Annotated in this window: 23 protein-coding genes and 3 pseudogenes; 14 read left to right on the top strand and 12 right to left on the bottom strand. The window is 59.1% G+C overall.

The window, feature by feature from the left end; genetic code table 11:
* Nucleotides 1–64: 64 nt before the first annotated feature.
* Nucleotides 65–364, bottom strand: coding sequence for a hypothetical protein (locus FHT69_RS14165; RefSeq protein ID WP_097623368.1), 300 nt, complete (start codon nucleotides 362–364; stop codon nucleotides 65–67).
* Nucleotides 365–648: 284 nt separating this feature from the next.
* Between FHT69_RS14165 and FHT69_RS14160 the strand changes: the two genes are divergently transcribed.
* Nucleotides 649–1,233, top strand: coding sequence for an alpha-ketoglutarate-dependent dioxygenase AlkB (locus tag FHT69_RS14160; RefSeq protein ID WP_097623369.1), 585 nt, complete (start codon nucleotides 649–651; stop codon nucleotides 1,231–1,233).
* A 280-nt stretch (nucleotides 1,234–1,513) separates the two neighbouring features.
* Nucleotides 1,514–2,446 (top strand): NAD(P)/FAD-dependent oxidoreductase, encoded by a 933-nt coding sequence (locus tag FHT69_RS14155; protein WP_127430153.1) that lies wholly within the window; start codon nucleotides 1,514–1,516, stop codon nucleotides 2,444–2,446.
* 978 nt (nucleotides 2,447–3,424) lie between these two features.
* On the opposite strand, the gene FHT69_RS14150 is transcribed toward FHT69_RS14155, so the two are convergent.
* Nucleotides 3,425–4,840 carry an aldehyde dehydrogenase family protein gene (locus tag FHT69_RS14150; protein ID WP_183905507.1) on the bottom strand — a complete coding sequence of 472 codons (1,416 nt, stop codon included), beginning with the start codon at nucleotides 4,838–4,840 and terminating at the stop codon, nucleotides 3,425–3,427.
* 98 nt (nucleotides 4,841–4,938) lie between these two features.
* Between FHT69_RS14150 and FHT69_RS14145 the strand changes: the two genes are divergently transcribed.
* The 8 genes from FHT69_RS14145 (at nucleotide 4,939) to FHT69_RS14110 (ending at nucleotide 12,588) form a co-directional block, all read left to right on the top strand.
* Nucleotides 4,939–5,838: a LysR family transcriptional regulator gene (locus tag FHT69_RS14145; protein WP_097623372.1), complete on the top strand. Its 900-nt coding sequence runs from the start codon at nucleotides 4,939–4,941 to the stop codon at nucleotides 5,836–5,838.
* Between the two features lie 22 nt (nucleotides 5,839–5,860).
* A complete protein-coding gene (locus FHT69_RS14140) occupies nucleotides 5,861–6,025 on the top strand; it encodes a hypothetical protein (RefSeq protein ID WP_183905506.1) in 165 nt (54 codons plus the stop codon).
* Nucleotides 6,026–6,213: 188 nt separating this feature from the next.
* Complete coding sequence (locus tag FHT69_RS14135) at nucleotides 6,214–7,203, top strand: sugar phosphate isomerase/epimerase family protein (RefSeq protein ID WP_183905505.1); 990 nt, start codon at nucleotides 6,214–6,216, stop codon at nucleotides 7,201–7,203.
* A 27-nt stretch (nucleotides 7,204–7,230) separates the two neighbouring features.
* Entirely contained in the window at nucleotides 7,231–8,271 is a 1,041-nt protein-coding gene (locus FHT69_RS14130; protein ID WP_183905504.1) for a substrate-binding domain-containing protein, read from the top strand.
* 63 nt (nucleotides 8,272–8,334) lie between these two features.
* Nucleotides 8,335–9,846 (top strand): sugar ABC transporter ATP-binding protein, encoded by a 1,512-nt coding sequence (locus FHT69_RS14125; RefSeq protein ID WP_183905503.1) that lies wholly within the window; start codon nucleotides 8,335–8,337, stop codon nucleotides 9,844–9,846.
* 17 nt (nucleotides 9,847–9,863) lie between these two features.
* A complete protein-coding gene (locus tag FHT69_RS14120; protein ID WP_183845459.1) occupies nucleotides 9,864–10,838 on the top strand; it encodes an ABC transporter permease in 975 nt (324 codons plus the stop codon).
* Nucleotides 10,835–11,707, top strand: coding sequence for a MurR/RpiR family transcriptional regulator (locus FHT69_RS14115; protein WP_028757177.1), 873 nt, complete (start codon nucleotides 10,835–10,837; stop codon nucleotides 11,705–11,707). The genes FHT69_RS14120 and FHT69_RS14115 overlap by 4 nt, the downstream gene beginning before the upstream one ends.
* Nucleotides 11,704–12,588, top strand: a complete 885-nt coding sequence (locus FHT69_RS14110; RefSeq protein WP_097623374.1) for a ribokinase — start codon at nucleotides 11,704–11,706, stop codon at nucleotides 12,586–12,588. Before FHT69_RS14115 ends, FHT69_RS14110 begins: the two co-directional genes overlap by 4 nt.
* Nucleotides 12,589–12,620: 32 nt before the next feature.
* On the opposite strand, the gene FHT69_RS14105 is transcribed toward FHT69_RS14110, so the two are convergent.
* A complete protein-coding gene (locus tag FHT69_RS14105) occupies nucleotides 12,621–13,865 on the bottom strand; it encodes an MFS transporter (RefSeq protein ID WP_245445215.1) in 1,245 nt (414 codons plus the stop codon).
* Between the two features lie 366 nt (nucleotides 13,866–14,231).
* Between FHT69_RS14105 and FHT69_RS14100 the strand changes: the two genes are divergently transcribed.
* Nucleotides 14,232–14,840 (top strand): class I SAM-dependent DNA methyltransferase, encoded by a 609-nt coding sequence (locus FHT69_RS14100; RefSeq protein ID WP_097623375.1) that lies wholly within the window; start codon nucleotides 14,232–14,234, stop codon nucleotides 14,838–14,840.
* Nucleotides 14,841–15,080: 240 nt separating this feature from the next.
* Complete coding sequence (locus FHT69_RS14095; protein ID WP_183905502.1) at nucleotides 15,081–16,838, top strand: aconitase X; 1,758 nt, start codon at nucleotides 15,081–15,083, stop codon at nucleotides 16,836–16,838.
* Nucleotides 16,839–16,871: 33 nt separating this feature from the next.
* Here the strand turns inward: FHT69_RS14095 and FHT69_RS34785 are convergent.
* From FHT69_RS34785 to FHT69_RS14055, 9 genes and pseudogenes are all read right to left on the bottom strand, one after another.
* Nucleotides 16,872–17,160, bottom strand: a pseudogene (locus tag FHT69_RS34785) (hypothetical protein); the annotation flags it as partial.
* A 274-nt stretch (nucleotides 17,161–17,434) separates the two neighbouring features.
* Nucleotides 17,435–17,878: a hypothetical protein gene (locus FHT69_RS14090; protein WP_028757460.1), complete on the bottom strand. Its 444-nt coding sequence runs from the start codon at nucleotides 17,876–17,878 to the stop codon at nucleotides 17,435–17,437.
* A gap of 10 nt (nucleotides 17,879–17,888) precedes the next feature.
* Nucleotides 17,889–18,233, bottom strand: a complete 345-nt coding sequence (locus FHT69_RS14085; protein WP_183905501.1) for a hypothetical protein — start codon at nucleotides 18,231–18,233, stop codon at nucleotides 17,889–17,891.
* A gap of 50 nt (nucleotides 18,234–18,283) precedes the next feature.
* On the bottom strand, nucleotides 18,284–18,856 hold the full coding sequence (locus FHT69_RS34175) for a hypothetical protein (RefSeq protein WP_097544201.1): 573 nt from the start codon (nucleotides 18,854–18,856) through the stop codon (nucleotides 18,284–18,286).
* Between the two features lie 365 nt (nucleotides 18,857–19,221).
* Nucleotides 19,222–19,855, bottom strand: a pseudogene (locus FHT69_RS14075) (SDR family NAD(P)-dependent oxidoreductase); the annotation flags it as partial.
* Nucleotides 19,834–20,154 (bottom strand): annotated as a pseudogene (locus tag FHT69_RS14070) (alpha/beta fold hydrolase); the annotation flags it as partial. The pseudogenes FHT69_RS14070 and FHT69_RS14075, both read right to left, overlap by 22 nt.
* Nucleotides 20,126–20,401 carry a DUF1348 family protein gene (locus FHT69_RS14065; protein WP_244653192.1) on the bottom strand — a complete coding sequence of 92 codons (276 nt, stop codon included), beginning with the start codon at nucleotides 20,399–20,401 and terminating at the stop codon, nucleotides 20,126–20,128. The gene FHT69_RS14065 and the pseudogene FHT69_RS14070, both read right to left, overlap by 29 nt.
* Nucleotides 20,358–20,984 (bottom strand): pyridoxamine 5'-phosphate oxidase family protein, encoded by a 627-nt coding sequence (locus tag FHT69_RS14060; protein ID WP_183905500.1) that lies wholly within the window; start codon nucleotides 20,982–20,984, stop codon nucleotides 20,358–20,360. Before FHT69_RS14060 ends, FHT69_RS14065 begins: the two co-directional genes overlap by 44 nt.
* Before the next feature lie 99 nt (nucleotides 20,985–21,083).
* The gene (locus FHT69_RS14055; RefSeq protein WP_183905499.1) at nucleotides 21,084–22,058 is read right to left on the bottom strand and encodes an alpha/beta fold hydrolase; all 975 of its coding nucleotides are present in this window, start codon (nucleotides 22,056–22,058) and stop codon (nucleotides 21,084–21,086) included.
* 431 nt (nucleotides 22,059–22,489) lie between these two features.
* Here FHT69_RS14055 and FHT69_RS34655 point away from each other — a divergent pair, with 431 nt between their 5' ends.
* Together FHT69_RS34655 and FHT69_RS14045 are read left to right on the top strand one after the other, a co-directional pair.
* Nucleotides 22,490–24,397 carry a PAS domain S-box protein gene (locus FHT69_RS34655; protein WP_183905498.1) on the top strand — a complete coding sequence of 636 codons (1,908 nt, stop codon included), beginning with the start codon at nucleotides 22,490–22,492 and terminating at the stop codon, nucleotides 24,395–24,397.
* A complete protein-coding gene (locus FHT69_RS14045) occupies nucleotides 24,387–25,010 on the top strand; it encodes a response regulator transcription factor (protein WP_028757555.1) in 624 nt (207 codons plus the stop codon). The genes FHT69_RS34655 and FHT69_RS14045 overlap by 11 nt, the downstream gene beginning before the upstream one ends.
* The last annotated feature ends 41 nt before the right edge of the window (nucleotides 25,011–25,051 follow it).

Raw genomic sequence — 25,051 nt, 5'->3', positions numbered from 1 at the left:
GGTTGGGCTGATCTCAAATCGTCAAATGCGTGCAAGATCATGGGCCTCACCGCGGGACATGGGTTCAAAGACGCTGGACTTGCGTGGCTCGGATCACGATTTCCTCCTGATCGAAACGAGCCTCAAGCTGTTTTCGGTATGCCGCCCACCAAGTTCGGTCGAGACTTTCAGTCATGACTTCGGCAACAACGATGACGTCATGCTCAACCTCTCCATCGTCTTCCCACAAGCCTTCCGCGGGTGAATTCACATATAAGGTAACGCCGCCAAATTTTGCGGCGAGTTCATCACGGACAGTGCCAACGCTCACCAAGCTAGGGCGCTCGCGCGGGACTGGAAGAAGAAGTTCGATCACGTAGGGCATGGCGCGCCAACTCTGAGCGGCCCGGATTGTTCCGGACCGGTCAACCCAATTGCGATGTGCCATCCGTCGATCGCGCGCTTTAAATGAACCGTGGACATCCTTCGGAGGGCGCAGGCGGACCACGCCTCTCCACTACGAGGAACACACTGCGCCGGCCGGCGTTCCTAGAGTCCGGAGCATGCTGGATTCCGCCGTCGGAAGGGATCGTTGTGTGAACCACTGTCAACGACATCGCGACGCCAAAATTCGTAAGGTCACTGCGGAGGCAAATACGAGAACTTTACATGAGCACGATGAAACAGCATGACCTCTTTGGTGCAGTCCAACCGTCCCTGCCGGACGGATTTCGCTATTCGCCGGATGTGGTCCCCGACGATCTGCAGCAGTCCATCCTGGAAAAGATGCTACAACTGCCGTTCAAGGCTTTCGATTTCCACGGATTCGAAGGCAAACGCAGGACGGTCTCCTACGGCTGGAAATACGAGTTTGATACACAGCGTGTCCGAAAGAGCGAAGATATTCCGCTATTTCTTTTGCCGCTTCGCAAAATCGTATCTGCATTTGCTGGCCTCGACCCCGATCGGTTGGAACAGACTTTGGTAACCGAATATAGTCCCGGAGCTCCGATCGGCTGGCACAGGGATAAATTCGTCTTCGGTCGGGTCGTCGGAGTCTCGCTGCTATCTGCATGCACTTTCCGGCTAAGACGGCGGCAGGGCAGCAAGTGGCAGCGTAGCTCGATCACGCTCGAACCGCGATCGGCCTATGTGATGGCGGGCGAAGCCAGAACCGTGTGGGAGCATTCCATCCCGCCAGTCGCAGAGCTGCGTTATTCGATAACATTCCGTGAACTGAGCCCAGTAACCTGAGGGGGCGTCGCTCATTGTCGCCCAACCTGTTGTCAGCCCATTTGTTCCCGGGAACCTTGATCGCTTCAGCCGATAAAAAAGGGCCGGAAATCCATCCGGGTTCGATGTGAAACTAACGTGATGGCGCTGATCAGGGTTGTTCTCGACAGCATCGCGTGGATGTCAACGGCATCGCGAATGGTGTGAGCGGAGAATGGAGCCATCGTCGTTTCCCGAGGTCGGCAATGACGTCCAACATTCGAGTAATCCCGGTCGGGGCCAATAGGATGAGAATGGGATGATGACCACCGCATTTGGAGACGCACTAAAAGACTGCTTGGTCATCGGGGGCGGTCCGGCTGGCCTCACCGCGGCGATTTATCTGGCGCGCTACCATCTTTCGGTGACGGTCTTCCACGATAATTCCAGCCGGGCTTCCATCATCCCTATGTCACACAACCACGCCGGATTCCCGTGCGGCGTCAGCGGCACTGAGCTGCTGGCGAGAATGAATGCCCAGGCTCAGCTCTATGGGGCAGCCATTCGATGCCGCAAGATCACAGCGCTGCATAAAGTCGACAACCTGTTCGTGGCAGAATTCGAGAACGGCAGCATCCGCTCTCGGGCCGTACTCCTGGCAACAGGAGTCGTCAACCGACCGCCTGCGATGCCACAGGCAACTCATGATGAAGCCGTGGCTCGCGGCCTTCTGCGCTACTGCCCCGTCTGTGACGGTTATGAGGTGACAGACAAGCCCGTTGGTGTTCTCGGAACTGGAACCAAGGGGTTCAAGGAGGCCGTTTTCCTTCGAAGTTATACGAAGGATCTCACTCTGATATCGCCCGAGGGCGTACATGATCTGTCCGAAGCCGAGACGTCGTCCTTGGCCCACCTCGGAATAAGAATGGAGGTCGGCCCCATAGCCTCGAGCGATCTGGACAATGATATGATGCGCATCACGACGCCCACGGAAACCTATTCCTTCGCTTCCTTATATGCGGCTCTCGGATCCGACATATGTTCGGAACTGGCATCACAAGTTGGCGCCAGGCTATCGGAAGAAGGGTGCGTTACCGTCGATAGTCACCAGAGGACCACAGTGCGAGGATTTTACGCGGCAGGAGACGTCGTCGCCGGTCTTGACCAGATCAGCAACGCCATGGGGCAGGCCGGGGTTGCTGCTACGGCCATCCGCAACGACCTTGGTGAGCAAGCACCCCTGGTGCGTTGTTAACCTTCGGAAACATGACACCGGCGCATTGACAGCAGGTAAAAAGTGACGTTGCGAGGAAGTTTGCGCTACCGCCAATCGCGTGGCGGATCGGCTGCGCCGGTTCGGGAAAGGGCAGCTCAGAGTCCGACCATCCAATGGCGCTTCCCCGGCGGCGAACCTGGGCTCGCTCGCGGGTTGGGCATCAGCATGGCGGCGGTAAAGGCGCTGATCCAAGTGTGGTAAAGACTCGTTCGCCAGTTTGGACCATGCCTATATCCCAGCACCGGTTGCACGTCGCAGGGGCCGGTGGCCATGGGTGAAGCGCACTGATCTTCTTTCGCTTTGGAGCACGCGTCCCCTTGGTACGCGATCGATTCCTTAGATTTTTAGAAAATCGGGGAACAGAACAGTGATCTGGATGTTGGAGGGCCGCAACGTAACCGACGAAGGAAATGAAAAATGAATATCAAGCTCATCGTCGCGTCTCTGCTAGCGGCTGGAATGGCCACGGGCGCTTTTGCTCAGTCCGGCATGGGAGCTGGGACCATGATGGAACCCAATGCCGTCGGTACCGATGGGGGTGCCAATGTCCAGACAATGCAGCCAATGACCTCCGATCCAACCCCCACCGGCAGCACGACCAACGGATCAATGGGGGCGACCACGCCGGGCGGTTGCAGCGGCGGAAGTGATCCTGCTAGCTCAACCGCTTCGGGCTCCGTCCAGACTCAGGGTGGCTTGAGCGACGCGACCCCACAAGGTCAGGCTTGCGCTCAGTAAGCAGATAGATTTTCCAAAGAGCGAAGAGGCGGCCGGCGTAGGGTGGAGCCTGTGGCAGCACCCTACGCCACCTCAGCGATTACTCGTAGCGTCCGGACCGAATGATGACGTTCGCCGCGCTGGAGGGCAAACAGCGCCTGGGAGAGCTGGCCGCCATGCCGGAATCCGGCGCTAACTGACTATCATCCCGCGCAGCACCGTCGTTGTGGCTCACTTTCGTCATGACAGTACGGCCCGGGGTTCGAGAAAAGCCTCGAGCCCGAAAACACCGAATTCTCGCCCGAAGCCCGACTGTTTAAAGCCGCCGAAGGGTGCCAGCGGATCATGCGGCGCGTCGTTGATGAACACGCGCCCTGCTTCGATCTGGTTTGCGATGCGTTTCGCCCGCTCGATATCGGAGGAAAAAACGTGCGCCTGCAGGCCGTACTCGGTGTCGTTCGCAATGGAGATGGCGTCTGCTTCGTCGTGGTAAGAGATCAGCGAGAGGACCGGCCCAAAGATCTCCTCGCGAGCGATGCGCATATCGTTGCGAACGCCGGTAAAGATCGTTGGCTGTACGAACCAGCCGCGGTGCAGCCCTTCCGGACGTCCTTCGCCGCCTGCCAGCAGTCTGGCGCCTTCCTCCTGTCCCAAACGGATATAGCTTTGTACGCGATCCCACTGCTTCTGGCTCACCATCGGGCCTACCTGGACCTGTTCGTCGGCGGGATTTCCAGCCCTGAAGCGCCTGACCGCGTGGCTGAGACGCTCCTCGATTTCGCCAAACCTGCTTTGAGGAGTGAGGATGCGGGTGCCGGCAATGCAGGCCTGCCCGCTGTTGCGGAATCCCGCCGCCAGCACCTGCGGGATGGCGATATCAAGATCGGCATCATCCAGAATGATGCTGGGGCTCTTGCCGCCGAGTTCCATCGTGACCCTTTTCATGGTGGGCGCTGCGGCCTGAACGATGCTGCGGCCAGTGGCCGTGGAACCAGTGAAGGTTATCTTCGACACGTCGGGGTGGGTCGTTAGCGCCGCGCCGACGACGTTTCCATACCCGGTAACGATATTGAAGATGCCATTGGAAAGACCGGCAGCATGCAGGCATTCAGTGATCACCTGCGTCTGGAGGGCGCTCATTTCGGATGGCTTGATCACCATGGTTGCGCCCGCTGCAATTGCGGCGGAGAGCTTGCCGCAGATAAAACTGTAATTGCTGTTCCAGGGCGTGATCGCCACCGCAACCCCCGAGGGCCGCATCTCCACGTCGGCGCTCCCGGCGCGGCGTCGGAATTCATAATCCTTGAGCGTTCTCGCCATGTCCAGAAAGACGGTACCTGCTCGTGGAGCGGAAAAGTCGATGAAACACGATGGCGCGCCGTATTCTTCGCGCATGGCGCAAGTGAGATCGTCGGTACGGGCTGACACGGCGGCATACAGCCGGTTCAGCATGTCGATCCGCTCTTCCTTGGTTGTATGTGAGAAGGCCGGGAAGGCGCGTTTGGCGGCGGCAACCGCGCGGTTTGCATCGACTGCGTCTGCAAGCCGCACAGTTCCGATCTGCTCCTCGGTTGCCGGATTGAAAAGCGGCGCCCATTGGTCGCCAGTGGGCTTGACGAACGCGCCGTCGATATAGATCCGATCGATGATATGCATGTTTCTTTTCCTTTGATGACTTCCCGGTAAAAGTGCCATGCGATAAGTGTTGCGAGTAGTAGGACAAAATCGGATGAGTTGATGAGCTGGATCGTGCAATGAGGGCAAGCCTGATCGAGCTTGAAGCGTTTGCCGGCGTCGCGCGTCATCGTGGATTCCGGGCTGCCGCGCGCGAGCTGGGGATGTCGTCATCGGCTTTAAGCCATGCGATCGCCGCGCTTGAGGAGCGCCTCGCCGTCAGGCTCTTTAACCGCACTACGCGGAGTGTCGCCTTGTCCGCGGCCGGAGAGCAATTCCTGTCTGAAATCGAACCGGCCCTGCAGACGCTCGAGAAAGCGATCGAGAATGTCGGCGAACACTCGGACCGGCCCACCGGGAGACTCCGGCTGAACATGGCGCCGGGTGCGGCGCGCATTCTGCTGCAGCCGATTATTCTTGAATATAGCTGCCGATATCCGGACGTCGATATCGAGGTCGTGACCGAGAATGCACTTGTCGACGTCATTGGCAAAGGTTTCGATGCGGGCATTCGTCTCACCGAGGCGATCTCACCGGACATGGTCGCCGTTCCGATCATTCCGGAAATGCGGTCTTTCGTCGTCGGATCCCCGCGCTATTTCGATGGTCGTCCAAAACCAATCGTCCCGGGCGATCTGGCCGGGCACGTCTGTATCCAAATGCGCATGACGAGCGGGAGACTCTATCGCTGGGAGTTTGAGAAACACGGCGAAACACGAGTGATTGATGTCACTGGTCACCTTACATTCGATGGGTCTGACCTTATCTTGGAGGCAGCTCTTGCCGGCTTCGGGCTCGCCTATCTGGGTGAACACGCGCTTGCGCCACATATTGCTTCAGGTAATCTCATACCCGTTTTGGAAGACTGGTCTCCCCATTATCCGGGGCTCAGCCTCTATTTCTCCCAACGCCGACACATGCCAGCCAAACTGCGTGTCCTCATCGAGCTAATCCGCCAGCGCGCGACTAGCGACAACTGATAACGAGGGTGTCTGGCCTGTCGTGAATCGGCTCGTCACCGCCGACAAGGTCGACAGCGAGATCGATGTCATGCGCAAGCAGCTCGAAATGCTGGTTCTGATAGTCGATCACTTCAACTGCGCCGGGCGACCGTACATGCGGCAGGCATTTCGTCGCGGCCGTCGCTCAGACGAGCAGCCTGCCTGATCATCGGATTGAATCCGCTGGCGATTTTGTTTGCCTTGCACCGTTGCGCCAGTCCGCTTGGTTGCCGATGAGGCGTCGGTACCAGCAATGGCCTGCACCAATTTTTTGCACCCATGGCATTTTTGAACTTTACAAATAATAAATAATCTGTGAAGTAGTGCGCAACTTCACAGATTTGGAATGATCCTTTGAACCCGACACGCTTTGCCACCCGGCTGAACTCGTTCGCCTCCGCGTCCCATATCGAATGGCCCGACCAGTCGTCGAAGCCCTCCGTCATGCAGATGGCCGAGCGCGCCGCCCAGGTGAAGGGCCTTACCGACCTCGATCTCAACTATCCGGATCACATGAGCGAAAATCCGGCAGAACTGGCTCGAAAACTTGGCGATATCGGCCTTTCGATCAACGGCTTTGCTATGCGCTACTACAGCAACCCCGCCTTCAAACTTGGTGCTTTCACCCATCCCGACGAAGTGGTCCGCCGTGAAGCGATCGACCTGACGAAGAAGGGCATCGATGCAGCGCGTGAAGCCGGTTCCAATCTGATGACCATCTGGCCTGGGCAAGATGGCTTCGATTATGCCTTTCAGGCGGACTACGCGAAGATTTGGCAACACGAAATCGATGGAATCCGTGAAGTTTGCGCCCATGATCCGGATTGCCTGATCTCGATTGAGTACAAGCCGAACGAGCCGCGGTCCTACAGTCTGATGCCGGATGCGGCCACGACTTTGCTCGCTATCAAGGAGGTCGGCGCTGCCAATCTTGGCGTCACGCTCGACTTCGCCCATGTCCTTTATGCCGACGAGCAGCCCGCCTTTGCGGCGGCACTGATTGCCCGTCATAGCCGCGTGCTCGGCGTCCACCTCAACGACGGCTACGCCAAGCGCGACGACGGTCTGATGGTCGGCGCGGTGCACACGCTGCAAACGATCGAGCTACTCCGCCAGATACGCCGGGATGGTTATGACGGCGCGATCTATTTCGACACGTTCCCCGATATGACCGGCCTCGATCCGGTTCACGAATGCGAGGTCAACATCCAGACCGTCCAGCGGATGTTGAAGGTCGTCGACCGCCTCGAGCAGGACAATCGCCTTGCAAGCGCGATTGACCGACAGGACGCCGTATCCACGCAGGCCATCGTTCAGGAGCTGATGTTCGGCGCGGAGCACTGAACCACCCCAACTTTCCGGGAGGAAAACATGAAGAGAATTCTTGCTGCGGCTCTCGCCGCAACCCTTTGCGCTGGCATCGTGTCAGCGCAGGAACTGAAGCCGCTCAATTCGGATTCGGAAGCGGACCGCATGGACTGGTCCGATCTCGACGCCAAGCTCGGTGCGCTGCCGAAGTTGCCCGAAGGCCTCAAGGTCGGCGGCGTCTCCAAGACGCTCACCAATGAATACTGGCGCTCGCTCGGCGAAGGCTATCAGACGTTCGCCGACAAGGTCGGCGTGACCGTCGCCTATCAGGCGGCGCAAAGCGAGGGTGACCAGCTCGGCCAATTGACGATCGCCGAGGGCATGGTCACTCAGGGTTATAAGGTGTTGCTGGTCTCGCCGCAGACCGATGCCAACCTGCAGCCGGTCATCGAACAGGCGAAAGCCGCCAACGTACCGGTCGTCAACGTCAACGATGCGGTGATCCCGCAGGCCGAGCACTATGTCGGCAACGTCCAGCGTGACAACGGCGTTCGCGTCGCCAAGTGGTTCATCGAAAACCGCGCCAATGGCGGCAAGGTCGCGATCATCGAAGGCCAGGCCGGTGTCTATGCTGCCGTGCAGCGCACCGATGGCTTCAAGAGCACGATCGAACAGGGCGGCAAGTTCACGGTGGTCGCCAGCGTTCCGGGCAACTGGGATCGCCAGATGTCCTATGACGCCGCAACCAACATTCTCCAGCAGCATCCTGATCTCGTCGGCTTCTACTGCAACAATGACGGCATGGCGCTTGGTGTTGTCGAGGCGGTGAAGGCCGCCGGCCTGCAGGACAAGGTCGTCGTCTTCGGTACCGACGGCATTTCCGATGCCTACAAGTCGATCGAAGCCGGCGAACTCACGGGCACCGTAGACAGCTTCCCGGTCCTGACGGGCGAGGTGGCGATGGAAGTCGCGTTGCGGCTCGTCTCCGGTCAGAAGCTGCCGCGCGTGGTCGCAACCCCGCAGGCCCTGATCACCAAGGACAACATCAAGGACTATCAGGGCGGCGACGTTCGCTCGGTGCTAATGAAGGCCGCAGGAAAGTAAACGCCTCCCAAGGCAGGATGGCCGGCCCCGCCGGCCGTCCGCACTCTCAAAGGTTGGACTGTCATGGCATCTCCCAGACTGGCGTTCGAAGGCATCTCCAAGGTTTTCCCGGGCGTCAAGGCATTGTCCGACGTTTCGTTCAGCGTCGCCCCGGGTGAAATCCACGCGCTGCTCGGCGAGAATGGCGCAGGCAAGTCCACCCTGCTGCGCATTCTGTCCGGGGTCTTCCGGGCAACGGAAGGCGAAGTCAAAGTCGACGGCACCGTGCACCACTTCCGCAAGCCCGACAGCGCTCGCCAGGCAGGGATCGCCATGATCCACCAGGAACTTCAGCAAGTCCCGCATCTCAGCGTTGCCCAGAACATGTTCCTCGGCCATTCCCTGACCCGTTTCGGCGGCGTGATCGTCAATCACCGTGAGCAGGAACGGCGCGCGGCCGAGGCGCTTGCGATGATCGATCCGTCCATCGATCCCTCGGTTCCCATCTCGACGTTGAAGGTCGCCCAGCGGCAGGTCGTCGAGATCGCCAGAGCGCTTCTCGACAGGGCGAAGATCATCGCCATGGATGAACCTACCTCGAGCCTGACGCCGAGCGAATTCGAGCGGCTCGCCGAGATCATCGAGCGGTTGGCGGCGAGCGGCGTCTCGATCATTTACGTATCCCACAAGATGGACGAGGTCTTCCGGGTCTGCCAGCGCGCCACGGTGATGCGCGACGGCAAGGTCGTGGGCGTCGGTATCGATCTGAAAACGACTTCACCCGACGACGTCATCGCGATGATGGTTGGCCGCGAGCTGCTGACTGAAGAGCATCATTCCCACACCACAGATACCGTGAGTGTCGAGGTCCGCAATCTTTCGACGTACCGTATCCGCGACGTCTCGTTCGACCTTCACAAGGGCGAAGTCCTCGGCGTCGCAGGGCTCGTCGGCTCGGGCCGCACCGAGCTCCTGCGCGCACTTTCCGGCGCGGACAAGCTTATCTCCGGCACGGTCAAGGTCGACGGAAGGGCGTTGGCGCTGTCCAATCCACGTGCGGCGATCGCCGCCGGTATCGGGCTGCTACCCGAGGAGCGCAAACGCGAAGGCATCATTCCGGGCCGGTCCGTCAGCATGAACATGGCGCTGCCCTCGATGAACCGCTTCTCGAAAGCCGGGATCATCAACCATCGGAAACTCAAGCGGACGGCGGAAGACCTGCTCAAGCGCGTCAACCTGCGACCCTTCCAGCTTGACCGGCAGATCAGACTGTTTTCCGGCGGCAACCAACAGAAGGCGATCATCGCACGCTGGCTGGCGGCCGGATCGCGCATCCTGCTGTTCGACGAGCCGACGCGCGGCATCGATGTCGGCGCGAAATCCGAAATCTATCAGCTGATCGAAGACCTCGCTCGCGAGGGACATTCGATTATCGTCGTCTCCTCCGAGCTTCCCGAGGTGATGCGGGTGTCCGACCGCGTCCTCGTCATGCGCGACGGCGCTGTTGTGGCTGAACTCGGCCGCGAAGACCTCTCCGAAGAAACCATCGTTTCCCACGCCGTTGGGAAGGCCGACAACCGCCGTGGTGCGGCATGACCTACAGGAACATATCCATGTCTGACACGACCCAGAATGCCGGGGCGCCCACTTCCAAACAGTTCGGATCGTTCTCGGTACGCGATGCGGGCACCCTCATTGGATTGATCGCCATCGTCGTCATCTTCGGATTGTTGGCACCCGACTTTCTTTCGCAAAGAAACCTGCTCAACATCCTTCAGCAGTCGAGTATCAACGCCTGCCTGGCACTCGGCATGACGCTCGTCATCATCTCCGGTGGCATCGACCTCTCGGTCGGCCCGACGGCCGCGATCTCTGCCGTGATTACGGCCACGATGCTTGTCGCCGGCGTTCCCGTTCCGCTCGCCATCCTGGCCGGCCTTGCGATCGGTGCTATCTGCGGTCTCGTCAACGGCGTACTCGTGGCCTATGCGGGCCTTCAGCCCTTCATCGTCACGCTCGGCACGCTCAGCACCTATCGCGCCATTGCGCTGATCTACACGGGCGGCAACCCGGTTCTCGGTGTGCCCGCGGGCTTCCGGTCGCTGTTCAACGGCTCCCTGCTCGGCCTTCCCATTCCGGTCATCATGGTCGCCGTCGTCGCCCTGCTCGCCTGGGTGCTGCTCAAGAAGACACCGCTTGGCGAATACCTGCTCGCTGTCGGCGGCAATGAAGAAGCGGCCTATGTCGCCGGCGTACCGATCGCCATCGCCAAGATCACCGCCTATGTGATTTCGGGGGTCCTCGCTGCCCTGGCCTCGATGATCCTGGTCGGCCGCTTGGGTGCCGCCGAACCGATCCTCGGCAATCTCTGGGAACTCGACGCGATCGCGGCCGCCGCAATTGGTGGGGCCTCTCTGATGGGCGGCAAGGGCAGCGTCATCGGCACGATCCTCGGTGCGATCATCCTCGGCGCAATGCGCAATGGATTGACGCTGATGAATGTCCAGGCCTTCTACCAACTTCTGGCCACTGGTCTTATTATCCTGGTCGCCATGATGATCGATCGCGTCACAAGGGGTAGAGGATGAATTCTGCAAATGATCCCAAGGCGGTAGGCCCGCGCATCCGCATGATGATGCCGCAGCTCACCCCTTTGGAGGCGCGTGTCGTGGAGACGGTGTTCGGATTGAGGGATTTTTCCGAGGACACCGCTCTCAAGGATCTGGCGGCGGAAGCGGGAGTGTCCGAGGCCATGGTGGTCAAGATCACCAAGAAGCTCGGCTTCAGCGGCTATCGTGATTTCCGCACTGCAGTGTCGAATTACAACAGGCTTCCTACCGCTGAAATGCATCAGGAATTGTCAGCCGATGACAGTTCGAGGGAGATCATTCAGAAGGTCTTCCGGACGTCGATAAATGCGCTGGAGGAGACTCTCGCGATCCTGGATGTCGACGGTTTCGACCGCGCCGCCGATATACTCGCCAAGGCGGGGCAACGTGATTTCTACGGGGTTGGTGGTTCGGCACAGATTGCCAGGGACGTGGCGCACAAGTTCCTGAGAATCGGCGTGCGGGCCAATGTCCAGGACGATTCGCACATGATGCTGATGTCGGCGTCGCTGCTCGGAGCCGACGACATCGCGATCGGTTTCTCCCATTCCGGGAACACGACCGCTGTCATCGACGCCATCCAGCTCGCGCGGAAGTCGGGGGCGCGAACGATCGCCGTCACGAATTACGGTGGATCGCCGCTTGCGCAGATCGCCGACATCGTTCTGTGTTCCACCGCGCAAGGATCGCCTCTGATGGGCGAGAACGCCGCAGCCCGGATTGCCCAGCTCAACATCCTCGACGCGCTCTTCATGGCCGTCGCGCAGCGAAACTATCAGACGGCGGAGAAAAATCTCGAGAAGACGATGTCCGCCGTCGCATCCAAACGCAAGGACAGGCTTCCATGAGTTCCGCATCACCCTCCGTCGTCGTCTTCGGCAGCCTGCACTATGACATCATGGTGCACGGCCCGGCACGTCCTCGGAAGGGTGAAACCGTGACGGGGGATCACTGGCACCCGAAATGCGGCGGCAAGGGTGGCAATCAGGCAGTCTCGGCAGCGAAGACAGGGATACCGACGTCGATGATTGGTGCGGTCGCGGACGACGATTTCGGCCATGCCCTCACCGACAACCTGGCCCGCAGCAAGGTCGATCATCGCTTCGTCAAGAAAGTGACCGGGGTCGGTAGCGGCATGAGCGTCGCAATCTTCGACAGTGAAGGCGACTACGGCGCGGTCATCGTTTCCGGTAGCAATCTGATGTTGGGACAAGTGGATGTGGATGCAGCTTCGAAGGCGTTCGTCGACGGAGCGCTGCTGGTCCTGCAGAATGAGGTGCCTGATCACGCCAACGTCTCGGCGGCCAAGGCCATGAAGGTCGCGGGCGGAACAGTGATTCTCAACGCCGCGCCCGCGCGACCTCTCTCCGCTGATTTGCAGCAACTGGTCGATGTCCTGGTGGTCAACGCTATCGAGGCCGAGCAGTTGGCCGAGCTTCCAGTTGTCGACACACTCGAGGGCGCCGCGAATGCCGCGAAACTGCTCGCGGCGAAATTCCCCGTCGTGGTCGTGACGGCGGGCGGCGATGGTGTCGCCTGCGCGACCCGGGAAGGTGATGCGTTCTCGATCGAGGCGATCAAGGTGGAACTGGTGAGCACCCATGGTGCCGGCGACGAATTCACCGGCGTTCTCGCCTCAGAACTCGCGCGTGGAAGTGGAATTCGTGCCGCAATCGAGGCCGCGAACCATGCGGCGGCGGTTCTGGTGAGCACGCCACGGGCAAACTGAAATCGTCTCGGCGAACATTGGCTTCGCGTCGGTCATTTCGGGGACATGCCGGATGCCGATTGGCATCGATCCACTTGTTCCGCGGGCTGATCTGCGCGCTTTCGCTCGATCCGCACGACAACGCTACCGCCATCGGCAGTCCGGCGCGCGCCAAGCGCCTTGACCGAAAAGAGCGCGTAGATGATCAGCGGAAGGCAGGCGAGATAGGATGTCCTGATGCCTGCATGTTCGGCAATTAAACCGAGCAGAGGCGGCGCCAGGAAGAAGACGACGAAGGTCATCTGGCCGAGAGCGGCGACGTTGAGATATGCCGCGCGATCGGTACGCTGGGCGGCCGCCGAGACGGCGAGGGGGTAGACCGCGCTGCAGCCGGCGCCCATCAAGGCGAAGCCCGCCAGTGCGACATAGGAATGCGGTGCGCCCCCGACGGCGCAGATGCCAATCGCCGAAAGAACAAGCAGCATCGTGGCGACGGCGCGCGCACCAAACCGATCGACCAGCGGATCAACGAACAGGCGCGCCAGCGCCATGCAAAAGGTAAAGAGTGTCAATCCCAGTCCGCCGATGAAGGGCTCGACTGAAAACACGTCGCGCATATAGATCGCCGACCAGTCGATCCCGGCACCTTCGACGAGGAAGGCGGCGATGCCGATGACACAGAGCGGCATTAGTCCCCAGGTAGGAAGCGCTACCGGCGGCGCCTTGCCCTCGTCCTCCGTAATCCGCGCTGGCGCATTGCGCATGCCGGCGATCGCCCAGATGCCGATGACGAGGACCGCGACAAAGGTCACGGCGAGATGTAGCTGCATCGAAATACCGGCTTGGCGGACGACCGAAGAGACAAGCGCCGTGACGAAGAAGCCGAGGCTCCAGAAGCCATGGGCTCTGTTCATCACGCCGCGTCCCAGCTGCGCTTCGATGCGGTCGATCTCGACATTGAGATTGATCTCCAGCGCCCCGGCGAGCAGCCCTTCGACGAAAAGCAAACAGAACACGGCCGGCGCAGCGCCGATCCATGGCACCAGCGACAGCAGCGCAGATGTGCCGAGAACTGTAATGAACGCCGTCGTCCGCGCGCCGAGCCGGGCGATCAAGGGCGAAGACAAAGTCAACGAAATCAAGGCGCCGATCGCAGCCCCTATCAACGTCAACCCGAGCTCGGACTTATCGACGCCAAGCGCATCCTGCAAATCCGGCATCCTCGACAGCAGCGCCCCCAGCGACACGGCGAAGAGAAAGAAGCAGACATAGATCCGCTGTTGCGGCGCAATTTTCATGATGCAACTCCGGGGATTGACGCTTCGAAGCAGACGAGCGCTTTTAGATCTGTGATGAATACCTCACATGGCCGGAGATCAGAACTTGTTTCTGAGCGGATGCGACGGAGCACGCGGTTTGCCAGACATTCTTCGTGATCACTCGCCCGGCCGACTGCTCGATCCGGCGAAGGATATAGAAACTCGCAACTGACCGCGGCAGGCGTGCGCCCTGGATCCAGGAGAGGAGGCTGTCGAATGTCTCGTTCCATCGGAGGACGGCGCGGTCGAGCTGCCAATAGCTGTCGCCGAACCGGCGCATATGATAGAGCATCGCCTGTCGGGAACACATTGTTGCACTGGAGATAGGAAATCGACAGGAAGACCGTGAGCGACGCAGCCGGCCGCATTATCGACCTCTATCGTCGCCATGCTGATGCGTGGACAGCGGCGCGCGGCACGGCACTGTTGGAGCGTGCATGGATCGACCGGTTTGCAGAGATGCTGCCACGAATGGCGGCGGTGCTCGATATTGGTTGTGGCTCAGGTGACCCAATCGCTCGGTACCTTGCTGGCGGAGGTCATCTGATTACAGGCGTGGACAGTTCGCCAGAAATGATCTCCATATTCCGGACCAATCTTCCCGGCGAGACAGCGCAAGTGGGGGATATGCGCTCGCTGAAACTGGATCGGAGATATGGCGGGCTGATCGCTTGGGACAGCCTGTTTCACCTTGCTCCTTCCGATCAGCGCATGATGTTCTCCATCTTCCGCGACCATGCTGAACCGGAAGCACCATTGCTGTTCACGAGTGGCCCCGCCTTCGGCGAAGTTATCGGCACGCTGGAGGGGGAACCTCTCTATCATGCCAGCCTCGATCCCGACGAATACCGCATGCTGCTCGACCGGAATGGCTTTGACGTTGTTGCCCATGTTGCGGAAGACCCAGATTGTGGCGGGCGCACGGTCTGGCTGGCGCGTCAGCGCTATGCGTAAAGCGTCGCGGAAATCCCAAGATCGCCCTGTCACTTTCTGCACCAACTGGAACAGCCGGGGCGGGCCGGCAACAGATGGCCACCCGGAGCATACTCAGGCATATTCTGCGTTTTGCGAAGGCCGCCTTAATCCGGTAGAGAGCGGGGCGCCCGTCTCGATTGCCGCCGGCGCGATCAAGCTAGCCCCAGATTCGAACGACTCAAAACTGCTTGCACAGCCACCACCTTGAAAGGCTCACGGATGGTCAACCTTGTTGACGGACTGATTTTCGCAGGGACGGCTTACGTGCACGGCAAGGCTTCGGGCAATGTTGTTGCAAGCGATCTGGAACTGAGTTTCTGGGGCGGGGTCGATCCCTGGACCGGCGAGGTGATCGATCGGCATCACCCCTTGAGCGGCCGCGGTCTCAAAGACCATATCCTCGCGATCCCGGGGGGCAGGGGGTCCTGCTCTGGCAGCGGCGTGATGTTGGAACTGCTGCTCAATGGCAATGGTCCCAAAGCGATGTTGTTCGAGCGAGAGGAGGATATCCTCACGCTCGGTGTCGTGATCGCCGAGGAGGTATTCGGTCAATCTATTCCCGTTGTAACGCTCGCGCCCGAGAATTTTCGCAAGGTGGTGAGTTCGGCATTTGTCGAGATCGACGGAAACGTTGTTGCCTGTTCCACCGACGGGCTGGCAATGGACGCCATTCCGTCGCATAGCAAAGACTCTGCCCCTCTTTTCGGTGAAGTCGCATTGTCGGAGCGGGATAGAGCTTATCTGGCTGGTGCTCACGGCAAGGCTGCACAATCGGCGATCCGCATCATCCTGCGAATGGCGAAACTGCAGGGCGCCACACAATTGATGGATGTCTCACAAGTCCACGTCGACGGCTGCATCTACAGCGGACCGGGCTCGCTTTCGTTTGCCGAAAAACTGCGGGATCTGGGCGGGCGCGTTGTGGTGCCGACAACGCTCAACTCGATTTCGGTCGATCATCGACGCTGGCGCTCGCAAGGTATTGATCCCGTCCTGGGCGAGCCGGCCAGTCAGTTGGGTGACGTCTATGTCGAAATGGGTGCGCGGCCGACCTTCACCTGCGCGCCTTATCTGCTCGAGACGGCTCCCAAGATCGGCGAGCAGGTGGCCTGGGCAGAATCGAATGCCGTCATCTACGCCAACAGCGTTCTCGGTGCGCGGACAATGAAATATCCGGACTTTCTCGACATTTGCATCGCACTAACCGGCCGCGCGCCTCTGGCAGGCCCACATATCGACAGCAATCGGAAAGCCGGGCTGCTTGTCAGTGTCGCTAATATCGAAAACATCGACGATAGCTTCTATCCGCTGCTCGGTTATCACATTGGTGCGCTGGCATCGAACCTTATCCCTGTCGTCTCCGGTCTTGATCAGGCCGGTCCAACCAATGACGATCTCAAGGCCTTCGGCGCCGCATTTGCGACCGTTTCCAGTGCACCGATGTTTCACATCGTGGGGGTGACGCCCGAGGCAAAGACGCTGGATGCCGTTGTCCCCTCAGGCATCAGCATCCCTTCGATCGATCTTCGGCTCGAGGAACTCGCGTCGAGTTGGGAGGAACTCAACAGCGCCGACGATGAGCGCGTCGATCTCGTCTCGCTCGGCAATCCGCATTTCTCGATCAGCGAAATCGAGAGGCTCGCGTCTCTGTGCAGCGGTCGAATGAAGCATGTGGATGTGGCGATGGTGGTTACCTGCGGACGCGCAACGCACGATAAGGCCAACGAAGCCGGGCTGATAGCGGCCCTTCAACGCTTCGGGGTGGAGTTCGTGACGGACACATGCTGGTGCATGATCACTGATCCGATTATTCCCACCTTTGCGAAAACCATACTGACGAACTCGGGCAAATATGCCCATTACGGGCCGGGGATAACCGGTCGGCGCTTTTACTTCGGCGGCATTGCCGCATGCGTTGCGGCTGCATGTAGTGGGGTATACAGCAAGGCGGCGCCCAACTGGCTGAGGCAGGCCTAGCTGCCAGCACCAGGTGCGCAGACTTACGTAAACGAGACGGTTGCTGCCCGGGCGGTCGGGGTATCGCCAGCGTGCGCTCGTCTAGAATCTCGGTGAAGCAGATGGATCCCCGCGCCGGCTGACATCCGCCTTTCCGATCCTGCGTACCGATGCAGAGGAATGGCGATGAACTCCGGTGCATGCCGGCCGATAGTCGCCTGACATTTCTAAATGACCATCGCATATTTCGCCCCGAACAGCCACGAACAGATTGCTCGTCTCTCAAGGCGAATTCCGGATCGAGCTCGAACCTGTTTGTCGACTTGCACTCCCCGAAGCGTATTGTTGACTGGCGGTCTCGTGCCCGAGCAACTTGCCTAGGCGGTGAAGGTTGAAATACACATCCACCATTCACCGCGATCAGCCAGTTACGATTTCGGTCTTGAGACGCGGCTGGTTTAGGCTGGAGCTCAGCGGAAGCCGAAGAAGCTCAATATAGCCAGTACGATCACAACGGCGCCTACGAGCCAGATCAGGTTGTTCATCTGATTTTCCTTTCCCAAGTTGTTGTCATCGACCCTCGATGAATGCGCCGGACGGCGCAATCTCGGCCACCATTACTGCTGCGGCAGGATGATTTTCTGTTCGGTCGTGTTCTTGACGGGCTTCTGGCCGGGCTCGTGCGACATCGTGCGGGTCGTGCTCTGGAGACTGTCGCCATCCGTGCTCGTCTTCGTCCGCGACTTGCTAAAGGTGCCTTTGTCCACGGCCTGGGCCTTCGTCTGAGACCTGAGCTTGTCGCCGTTGTCGTTGACATGGGTCTTGCTCATGGCCTTGCCGTTAGTGGTTGCAGCGCTCCCGCCTGAGCCGACGGAGGAGGTCGTCCCTTCGTCGGTCTGACACACGCCCGCCGTCCCGACGGAACTCGCAGACGTTGCGCCAGCCGCCGCACTTCCGCCCGTTCCGACAGTTCCAGCCGCGTTGCAGTCCTGTGCCGAGACGCCGGCCGTGGTGGACAAAACTGCGATACTGGCCGCGCCGATCAAACTCATGATCTTCATGTCTGGTCTCCTATTTATTGGGTTTCGTGACAGAGCAGGTGCCGTCCGAGCGCTTGGTGATGACGGTTCCGTCGGGCCGCGTGACACTTGCCGTCGAGTAGCTGTCGACGCTGCCCGCGCCTGCCGAGCTAGCTGAAGACGAGGATGCCGCAGTCGACGAGCCGGCGCCGGTCGCACTCGAAGAAGACACCTTGCCGTTTCCGGCGGTGACGGTCGTAGATATATTGCCCGATGAGGTCCGGCCTTCGACCACCGTGCAGGTTGTCCCGTCGTCCAGTTTGATATCTTCCGAGGCAGCCTGACCGGCTACCAAGATCGCGGCTCCATAGATGATGCCTTTGACTGTGTTGATCATTTGCTTTCTCCGGTGAAAGGGCCGACGCCTTGTGGCGCCGGCCGGATGCCTCAGCATGAATGACTGGAGCCATTCTTCTTCATCTGGCCCGGAGCGCAGCCCTTCTTCCCATTGTTCTCATGGGATGAACCGGCTTGGCTTGCGCCGGTGCCGACGGTGCTGCCGGTTTTATCGCCGTCAGTCGACGATGCTCCCGTGCCGACTGAAGAGGCCGAATTGGCGTCACCTGACCCTGCGGCCGACCCACCGGTCCCGACAGAACTGCTCGACGTGCCGCCGCCCGCAGAGGAACCGCCTGTGCCGAGTGTCGATGCCGAACCCGAGCCGGAACCGGAGCCTGCAGCAGAACCACCGGTGCCCACGGTGCTGCTGGACTTGCCGCCGCCTGCCGACGATCCACCTGTGCCGATGGTCGAGGCGGAACCGGAACCGCAGTTTTTAGTTCCGGCAGGGCAGTCGCCACCGCCGGCGGAACTTCCACCAGTACCAACGGTGCTGCTCGAAGTTCCGCCGCCCGCCGACGATCCGCCCGTGCCGACGGTGCTGGATGACTGCGCGAATGCCGTCGCCGTCGTGCTTGCCAGCAAGGCTGCAGCGAACGCAATGTGGGTGAGCTTGATCATGTGATTTCCTCCGAATGTTTGTGTTTTGCCTTGGGTCAGTTTGACCGGCGGCTGTCTGGCAAACGAAGGGGAGTGCCGGCTGTTCCAAGGCTACGACCTCAGTCCGGGGTGGATCAGACAAAGGTCTAACCCACTGTACCGCATTGTGAATTTGCCCTTGCCTGGCAGCGGTTGATCGGGCTCGCAAGGTGCAGCATGCAGTTTCAAGGCCGGCTGAAGGTCTGCTCTTTAGCGAATTGGTGTTGCAAAGCAGCCTGTCTGATTCATGCCTCCTTCATACCGCACACGCGTGCCGGCGGCCGCAATAAGAAGGCGATCGGAAGGCTCCGCCCTACGAACAACGGCAGGTCAGGTGAGGGATCAGCTCAGAGCGTGTCGATCAGCCCTCCGTCCACGCGCATGGAAGCTCCTGTCGTCGCGGATGCCAAAGGCGACGCCAGATAGGTTACCAGGTTGGCAATTTCCTCGACGCTTGCAGCTCGAACCGCCACGATGCTTCTTGACGAAGTCCGCCGCGACCTCCTCGATCGGCTTGCCCGTCTTCGCACGCTCTTCGGCAAGCATCGCCTCGACGCCTTCGGACAGTGTCGGTCCGGGAAGAACCGAGTTCACAGTAACGCCCGTACCAGCCATGCGCTTGGCAAGCCCACGGGCAACCGCGATGTCCGCGGTCTTGCTGACGCCGTAATGAATCATCTCCACCGGTATGTTAAAGCCGGATTCCGACGCGATGAAGATAACGCGGCCCCAGTCGAGCTTCTGCATGCCCGGAAGATAGGCACGAGAAAGCCTGACGGCTGACATGACGTTTACCTGCCAATGGCGATCCCAGACCTCGTCGTCCGCATCGAAGAAGTCGAGCGGCTGGAAGATGCCCGCATTGTTGATCAGGATATCGACATGAGGAACCTTGGCGACGAGAGCGTCACACCCTTCAGCGGTTGCGACATCGGCTGCGACGGCGCTCACGCTTCCCCTGGCACCTTCGCCTTGAAGGCGTAAAGAGCAAACCGCCCGATGCCCAGCACCTCAATGAACCTCTGGATGATGCGGGCAAGATTGTCGTACGTGTAGGCAAAATTTGTGCGCGCAGGCGCTTGCGACTGGCCAAACCCCGTAATGTCGGGTGCGATGAGGTGAAATCGGTCCGCAAGCAGTGGAATAAGATCGCGAAACATGTGGCTCGATGACGGAAACCCGTGCAGCAGTAACAGGGCCGGTTTGGCTGGTTCTCCGGCCTGCCGATAAAATACATCACGACCGTCGATATCAACGCGGTGATGGGTGGTATGCGTCATGTCGTTCTTTCCCCATAGAAACCGAATCGCTGAGACCGGGAGTGCTCTCGCCGTTTATAAGCTCGGACCGGTTGCGCCACCGGCTGTCGTGGCCATAGGCCAGCGCGACCTTTCGGGATTGCTGTTGTTCCAGCCGTCCTCCGCACGCCGTTTCTGTTGCAGAAGCTCGTGAAAACTCCTGCAACTGGGTCTTGTGGCGTTCATTATCTTCCTCGCAAGGCCTCGAGCCGCGTATGCAATTCTGCATTCTCCGACTCCAGTTCGGCTAAGCGTTCACGCAACGCTGCCACCGCTTTCTCGACCTCCTCTTCGGTGTAACGCGGTGTGATATGTTGAGGGCAGTTCCAATCGAAGGCTTCCAGCCGCAGTCGAAAAATCCGCTCTGCTTTTGCTCGGTAGCCGGCGTCGAAAACCAGGTCGGCCAGCGCCGGGTCGGCATCGAGTGTCAGCTTCTCGACATGCATGTAGATCTTGAGGCGGGCTCGTCGCGGGTAATCCACCACAAAGAGACAGGCCCGGTCATTTGCGGCAAAGTTTCCGGTACTGATATATTGGCGGTTGCCCCTGTAGTCGGCGAACGCCAGTGTTTTCCTGTCGACGATTTTCAGAAAGCCCTTTGGACCACCGCGATGCTGAACATAGGGCCAACCGGTTTCCGACACAGAGGCAATGTAGAAGCTGTCCCGTGCAGAGATGAAAGCCAGTTCGCTGTCGGTGAAGCTGTCGGATTCCCGATGGTGGTCGCCTAACCAGATCTGGTCGGCACCCATTTCAGCTTGTGCCAGCCGCACATTCGGAGTGACTGCAACTTCCAAAAAATGGTATGGCATGGGGATCTCCAAAATCTGGAATTTGGTAACGGCTTTTCAGCGGTGCGACCTCGACTTGACGGAAACCTTCGCCACACCGCCGGCAACCATGCCTGATCGTCACTTCTTTGCGACGCGGCGATCCAGGAAATCGTTGATTAGCGGAGCAGCGACGTCCAACTTTTCTTCGAGCAGGAAGTGACCTGAGTTCAGGATATGAAGTTCGGCATCCGGAAGATCCTTGAGATAAGGATGAGCGCCGGCCTCAGGAAAGATGTAATCATTCTTGCCCCAGACGATGAGCGTGGGCGGCTTGCGCTCACGAAAGAAACTTTGGAACGCGGGGTAAAGCGGAACGTTGGTGCGATAATCATACAACATGTCGAGCTGGATATCCTTATTGCCAGGTCGGTCCAGAAGAGCCTGGTCGTGAACCCAGTTGTCAGGGCTGATGCGCGACACGTCTTCCATGCCATCGGTATACTGGAACTTGGTCGTTTCGAGCGTGACCAGACCGGAGAGCGCCCCGCGGCTCTTGTCCGACCCATCGGACCAATAGGTCTTGATGGGATCCCAGAATTCCTTCAGCCCTTCATCATAGGCGTTGCCGTTCTGGATGATCAGCGCACTCACCCGTTCCGGATGTTTCAGCGCCAGGCGGTAACCCACCGGTGCACCATAATCCATGACGTACATTGCGTAGCTTTTGACCGCCAAATGGTCGAGTAACTTGTCTACGATATCGGCGACGCCGCCAAACGTGTAGGCAAACTTACCACGGTCGGGAGACGCGCTTTGGCCATAACCGGGATAGTCCGGCGCGATGACGTGGTATCGGTCTGCAAGAAGCGGGATCAGATTCCGGAACATGTGGGAGGACGTCGGAAACCCATGGAGTAGCAGCACGACCGGAGCGTCGGCCGGGCCAGCTTCCCGGTAGAAGATATCGAGGCCCTCGATCTTTGCGGTTCGGTAGTGGATGGGAACCGGAGCTTCGCGAAGCTCCGCCGTGGCGTGCGCAGGAAGTGCGCTTACCATTGTTGCCGTGGTCATGCTGGCGGTCGCCAACATCAGGCACATGATCAAACTACGCATGATAGTCTCCCCATAGGTCGAGATGAAACGAAAGTTGGTTTCGAGTAAGGGCTGCTTTGGGCCGTTCGGGTCGCGATAAACCACGTCACCGAATGCTGTTGCATCAGTCAGGAAATGGCAGTGATGCAGAATTCCAATGCACGTAGATGTTTGAGTGAGGGCAACGACGGATCAGCCGACGTCGCCATTCGTCAAGGGCTTCTATGCGTAGGAGTAAGCGGGTTTCTGATCGCTCTCAATTGCGATCTAGGTCGCCTGCAACTAGACGGTGGCATTGCAACCATAGACCTTCGTATATCGATTTGTCCTTACGCAACACCTGGAAATCCCGTAACTATTTCCGTCGGACGATCGGCCACCCTTCTCTACTTCCTGACATGAGTCGGAACTTCTAGGCTCGCGAACGTCTCAAACTCTGAACGGAGAGTGCGGTGGAACGAGAGCCGGAAACCGATCCCATTATTGATCTAATCCCCGCCATGGTGTGGTCCGCAACGTCGGAAGGCATGCTCGATTTTGCCAACCAGCATTTTCTCGAGTTCATCGGGGCGCCGCTTGAGGAAATCTCCGGAGTGGGATTCTACAAGCTATTTCATCCTGACGACACGTCACATCTCGCTTCGGAATGGCATGACATCATGGCCTCGAAGCATGCCAGGGAGGTCGTGGGCAGACTGAGGCGCGCAGATGGCCAATATCGTTGGTGCACGCTCCGCCAGAAGCCGCGGCTCGATGCAGAAGGAAATGTCCTGAGATGGTACGGTGTGGTCCTCGATATCGAGGACCGCAAACAGGCCGAAAACGCATTGAAGGAAACGAAGACTGCGCTCGCGGCCAGCGAGCAGAACCTCAGCCTCATCATCAATTCGCTGCCGGTTCTCGTATGGTCAGCGCGACCGGATGGCAGCGCCGATTTTGTCAATAAAAGCTGGCTGGACTATGCGGGTCGTCCTGCCGACCAAATCCTCGGCTGGGGCTTCCTGGACCTTTATCATCCAGACGATATTCCCGGCATGGTGGACATCTGGAAGAGAGACCTCGAGCATTCCGACCACACTGTTTTGAAAGGACGTATTCGCGGAGCAGACGGCAAATACCGTTGGTTTTACTTCTCCGGACGCAAGCTAGTCGACGCCAACGGCGTCGTTCGTTGGTTCGGCGTCAATATCGATATCGAAGACCTGCAATATGCGGAGAACGCTCTTCGACAAAGCGAAGCTGCGCTCAGGGAAAGTGAACACAAGCTCAATCTAATCATCAACACGATACCCGCCATGGCTTGGTCGTGTACCTCGGATGGCCGGCTTGAATATTTTAATCGAAACCTGATCGATTATGTCGGCCTGCCTTTTGAAGAGATCGTCGGCTTCGGTTTTTATCGCATGTTTCATCCTGATGATGTCGAGCCGATGCGTATGGCCTGGGACGATATCGTAGCTTCAAAAAAAAGTCGTCCGGTAGACGCCCGCATCAGACGCGCCGATGGCGAATATCGGTGGTTCAACCTACGGCAAAGCCCCCTTCTGGATCCAGATGGAAACGTTGTCAGATGGTACGGCGTCGTCGTGGATATCGAGGATCGCAAACGGGCGGAAGAGTCCTTGCGACAAAGCCAGAGCGAACTCGCGCATGTGACCCGGATGACGGCAACAGGTGAACTTGCCGTTTCAATTGCCCATGAAGTCAACCAGCCGCTGATGGCAATCGTCACGAATGCGGGCACATGTCTGCGATGGCTACAGCCGGGTCACACCGATCTGGAGCAAGCGCGGCTGGCAGCCGAAAGGATCGTCAGGGACGGGCATCGCGCCGGCGACATTATCACCAGTATCCGGGCAATGGCACAAAAGCTGCCTGCGAAAATTGAGCAAACCGACCTCCGACCTGCCGTGCGTGAGGTGCTGAATCTGTTGACTGGCGAACTTCAAAGGCGCGGGATAGACGTTGTTCTTGATATGGCGGAAGTGCCTATTGAAGTCGTAGGAGACCGGACACAACTGCAGCAAGTCGTTCTAAACTTGATCATGAATAGCGCGGAAGCGATGGCAGCTTCTTGCGAGGCACGACGCATCGTCATCCGATGTACTATAGATGAGGAACTTGTGAAAGTGAGTGTTTCGGACACGGGGCGCGGGGTAGCTGTTCACCAGTTGGAGCGCGTTTTCGAAGCATTCTACAGCACGAAGGCCGAAGGCATCGGAATGGGCTTGTCGATATGCCGTTCCATCGTCGAAGCGCATGGCGGCCGGATTTGGGCTACGGCTGCGGAGAACGGGGGAGGGGGACAGTTCACGTTTACCTTGCCTCTGGCAGAGGGCGTGAGCGTCCATGATAGATGATCGCAAAAGAGGCCGGCCGACAGTCATTATCATCGATGACGACCAAAGTGTCCGCGAAGCATTGAGAGGATTGTTCGAGTCTGTCGGACTTGTGGCTGAAACCCATTGCTCTGTGGCCGAGTTTCTTGCTGTGGATGATCCTGATCGTGCAGGCTGCATTGTACTGGATATCCGCTTGCCAGGTCAGAGCGGCCTGGAGTTCCAAGAGGCGCTCGCAAGAGGCGGGCGCCCAAGGTCTGTGGTGCTGATCAGCGCTCATGTGGACGTCGCGATGGCTGTCCGCGCCATGAAGGCCGGAGCTATCGATGTGCTTACCAAGCCAGTGCGGGAGCAGGACCTGCTCGAAGCGGTGAACCGCGCCTTGGCAAGCGATAGCGCTCGCCGGGAAGAGGCAAGCCAAACGGCTGCATTGCGCCAAAGGTATTCCAAACTTACCGACCGTGAGCGGCAGATTATGACACTGGTTGTCGCCGGGAAGCTGAACAAGCAAATTGCGGCAGAGGTTCAACTCGCTGAGGCCACAGTGAAGCTTCACCGCGGTCATATGATGCGGAAAATGCATGCATCGTCAGTTGCAGATCTGGTCAGGATCGCGGGCATTCTGGAGGTGTGAAAGCAGCTCTTGGAGGAGCGGGGTTTGATCCCTTTCAATCT

It is taken from the genome of Rhizobium sp. BK008, from assembly GCF_014197345.1.
Classification (GTDB): Bacteria; Pseudomonadota; Alphaproteobacteria; order Rhizobiales; family Rhizobiaceae; genus Rhizobium; species Rhizobium anhuiense.
The sequence above is the reverse complement of the archived record's forward strand: the minus strand, read 5'-3'. Positions and strand labels throughout refer to the sequence as shown.